This window comes from Deltaproteobacteria bacterium (assembly GCA_009930495.1).
Classification (GTDB): Bacteria; Desulfobacterota; Desulfovibrionia; order Desulfovibrionales; family Desulfomicrobiaceae; genus Desulfomicrobium.
In genome coordinates this window covers 1-3,375 of the sequence record RZYB01000232.1, presented here as the reverse complement: position 1 = coordinate 3,375, position 3,375 = coordinate 1, and the positions used below count along the sequence as shown (strand labels likewise).

Genomic DNA, 3,375 nt, shown 5'->3' with positions numbered 1-3,375 from the left:
CCGGATTGCGCCGGGAGCTTGGCGAACGGGGGCAGGATTATGTTGCGCGCAATTTTGACCGTGAAACGCTGGCCGTGCGATATCTGGGGATTCTGGAAGGCGTGGTCGAGAAGGGGATCAAGTTGCTGCGGGAGCTTGCGCGACGCAGTTTATGATCGTTTCCAAGACAGTCATCGCCCTTATCTCCCCTTTAGGTACGTCGATCGTACTCGGCGTGGCTGCCATCACGCTTGCCATGTTCAGGCGTGGGCGTTGCGCCCTGGCAATCGGGCTTGCCGGCCTGCTTTGGCTTTGGATCTGGTCGCTGCCCGGAGTGAGCATCGAGTTTCGTGCTTCGCTGGAGGGTGAGTACCCGCCTGTCGAATTTTCATCCTTGCCCGCATGCCAGGCGGTGGTGGTGCTGGGTGGCGCGATGAGTCCGCCCGACGCGCGACATGCTGAGCCGGACCTCAACCGGGCTGCCGACCGGGTGCGGGCGGCCGCCCAAGTCTACCACGCGGGCAAGGCACCCCTGCTGGTTTTGAGCGGGGGAGGGGATCCGGCGCGATGGTCCCTGTCCGAGGCCGAAGCCATGCGCACGGTGCTGCGTGAGTTTGGCGTGCCGGACGATGCCATGCTGCTCGAAGGGCGCAGCCGCGACACCCGCGAGAACGCCCGCTTCAGTGCGGAGTTGCTGCGCGAACGCGGTATAGACCGGGTGCTGCTGGTCACCTCGGCCCTGCACATGCGACGCTCCCTGCGGCATTTTGCGCACGAAGGCATCGATGCCGTGCCTGTGGCCACGGATCATGAGGCCCGAGGTGTTTACGGGTGGCGATGCTGGATACCCGACACCGACGCGTTGGATGGCAGCGCCAGGGCCATCAAGGAATGGGTGGGGCAGCGCCTACCCCCTTCCTGGGGATGAGGACGTCAGGAAGTGGAGGCGCAGCGATGGTCGGAACAGGAGCGCCTCTTCAATTGCTCGCCGCTTCGTGCCAATCCGTCTGGAATAGAGCGGCTCTAAACCCGTGGCCTACTCCACGGGAGCAGGATGGGCCTAAGAGGCAAGAGCCGCTCATACTTTGAGCAGGACTTAACAACGGCGGGGAATCGTAAACGTCGCGTCCCCTAAGCTTGTTGGACTCAATACTCTGGACAGTGTCCTCTTGTATTACCAGGTCGCCGGTTGCGGGGAAGACGCCGGCCTTAACGGGGCGGTTCACCGCTTTATGCGGCCGTGAACCGCCCCGTTAAGGCCGGGGCGTCCATGCGGAGAGGACGTTACCCTTGCGAGATTTCCGCCAGTTGTGCCAGTGAGCGTTCTTTTCTGAATTTCAGAAGGTTCGAGGACAGCTGGCAGACGATGCGCATATATCCCATGGCTTCGGGATTTGCCTTTTCGTACGGGACGCTGTAGAAGCCAACTCGTTCGTTGCTCTTGCCGATCATTTTGAGCGCCTGGGTGTAGGCTGCAACAAGCAACGATCCGAGTATCTCTTCAACAGGATCCCCGGGATCCATGTCCTTCAAGAGGCGCCGGGGTATATCCTTTTCTTTGTCCTTGCAACTGACATCGGGCAGGGCGTGTTTGATGTATGAGTCGAACAGGTTGACATCCAATGACTCCGTGTTGAATTGATCTGCTTCCATGTGCAATTCTCCATTTTGATGTTGTGGTTTGGGGAACGCAAAGCGTGCTCGGGCCCCTTGTATCGGTGACGTGGGCATTGCTGTGCCGAAGACATGGTTAAAGAGCTCGACCATGACCTTGAAAGCTTCCTGGAAGTTTTCGGCTTCAGAATCCGCATCGGTGCTCTTTTTCGTGTCTTTCATGCGATCCTCCATATGGATTACGGTTCTCAATAAGTTCACGTTGGTGCCCTCGGTCGGGACCAAGGGCACCAGGGTTGAGGGATCAGGTGCTCTTGATTTCCGCAGCGCAGCTCGCCTCGAGGTTGAGTTTATCCGGGAACAGCTGGCCATAGACCTTGAGCAGTTCGGCGAACGCTTGGAAGTAGTCCGTGACGCTCGGCTCAGGGGGGGTAGGTAGGTTCGTGTCGGTAATGACCGGATGGTGCGCCTTGTGGGCTTGGACCATGCCTTGGACGTACGCGACATAGGTTGTGTAAAGAAGCATGCTGTGGATAGGGCTTGAAGCACCATCCGCGTTCATGATCGCCCTGAAATACTGGGACTTGCGGTTCAACCACTCCCCGTCTACAGGTGCTCCGAAGAGAAACCAATCGAATATGTCCTTGTCAAGGGAGGCTTCAATCGGTTCAGCCTTGGTAGCTTGTTTCTTGATGAAATGGTAAATCATTTCATCTTTGTTGTTTTCGAATGTCATACAAATACCTCGCGTAAGTATTTATGGTTAGAGTTTTTGTTTGAAAACAGAATGTTATGCTCAAAACTCAAGTTTGGTCGTACCCTTGCCTCCTTGCGATGTACTGTTTCTCGAGTTCTGTAACCGCTCAATCTCCACCATCTTCTGCACGGTCCCTTTTCGATGCCGAGTCTGAACCTGGAAGCGGTGTGAATTGCTAAGTAGATAATGGCTTCAGATTTGTTTTTTTTTAGCCCTCAGGCCAAAATAAAATAATATCTATTTCCAATTATCTGTTATGTATGATATTTCTTTTAGCCGGGCGCAGCCACAGGCACGTCCTTCGGGATAACGATGGAGGGGTCCCACGGACATCGTTACCTCCTGAAAGATATTGTCCTGATCAGCGCAGCCGATTTAGTCCCCTGACTGATTTTTAAAAAAAAACGTGTCCGGCATGTGCCGTACGATCATCATTCTTCGGCGCGGAGACCCCTTCATTCAGGTGGGGGAGGAAGCGCCGCCTCCTATTTTTCCTCTTGTTTTCTTCTTGACAATTCCGCAAAACTAATGCATATATGAACCATGAAGCGCACTGTCCGTCTTAAACTCCATCCCACTCCCGACCAGGCCGAGGCTCTTTGCGAGACCCTGGCCATGGTCCGCGACTGCTTTGACACGGTCGCGGCTTACGGATGGGAGCAGGGTGTGAAGAACGGCGTGGCGCTTCACAAGGCCACCTATTACCAGCTCCGGGAGAAACACCCGAGTCTGCCTGCGCAGCTCGTCTGCGCGGCCAGGGTCAAAGCCACCGAGGCTATCGGCTCCGCTTTCGCGCTGCGGGCCAAGGGTCGCAAGGTCCATTGCCCGCGCACAAAAACGGGGAGCATTCGCTATGACGCTCGCTCGCACAGGGTGCTTCCGGGTGAGGCGAGTCTCGCGACCACGGTTGGGCGCATCAAGATCGCCTGGACGGCGAATACGCATGCCGCGGCCATTCTGGCCAAGGCCGTCGAGTTCGACTCCTCCGACCTTCTTTACCGAGACGGTACGTGGTGGCTGCATTC

The 3,375-nt window shown here is 56.6% G+C and carries 4 protein-coding genes; 2 read left to right on the top strand and 2 right to left on the bottom strand.

The features are described from left to right. The first annotated feature begins 151 nt into the window (after positions 1 to 151). Positions 152 to 907 carry a YdcF family protein gene (locus EOL86_13040; GenBank protein NCD26499.1) on the top strand — a complete coding sequence of 252 codons (756 nt, stop codon included), beginning with the start codon at positions 152 to 154 and terminating at the stop codon, positions 905 to 907. Positions 908 to 1,263: 356 nt separating this feature from the next. Here EOL86_13040 and EOL86_13035 read toward each other — a convergent pair whose 3' ends face one another. After that, on the bottom strand, positions 1,264 to 1,815 hold the full coding sequence (locus EOL86_13035; GenBank protein ID NCD26498.1) for a hypothetical protein: 552 nt from the start codon (positions 1,813 to 1,815) through the stop codon (positions 1,264 to 1,266). 82 nt (positions 1,816 to 1,897) lie between these two features. After that, the gene (locus tag EOL86_13030; GenBank protein NCD26497.1) at positions 1,898 to 2,329 is read right to left on the bottom strand and encodes a hypothetical protein; all 432 of its coding nucleotides are present in this window, start codon (positions 2,327 to 2,329) and stop codon (positions 1,898 to 1,900) included. 564 nt (positions 2,330 to 2,893) lie between these two features. Here EOL86_13030 and EOL86_13025 point away from each other — a divergent pair. After that, positions 2,894 to 3,375 (top strand): hypothetical protein (locus EOL86_13025; GenBank protein NCD26496.1); only part of this gene is annotated, 482 nt, incomplete at its 3' end.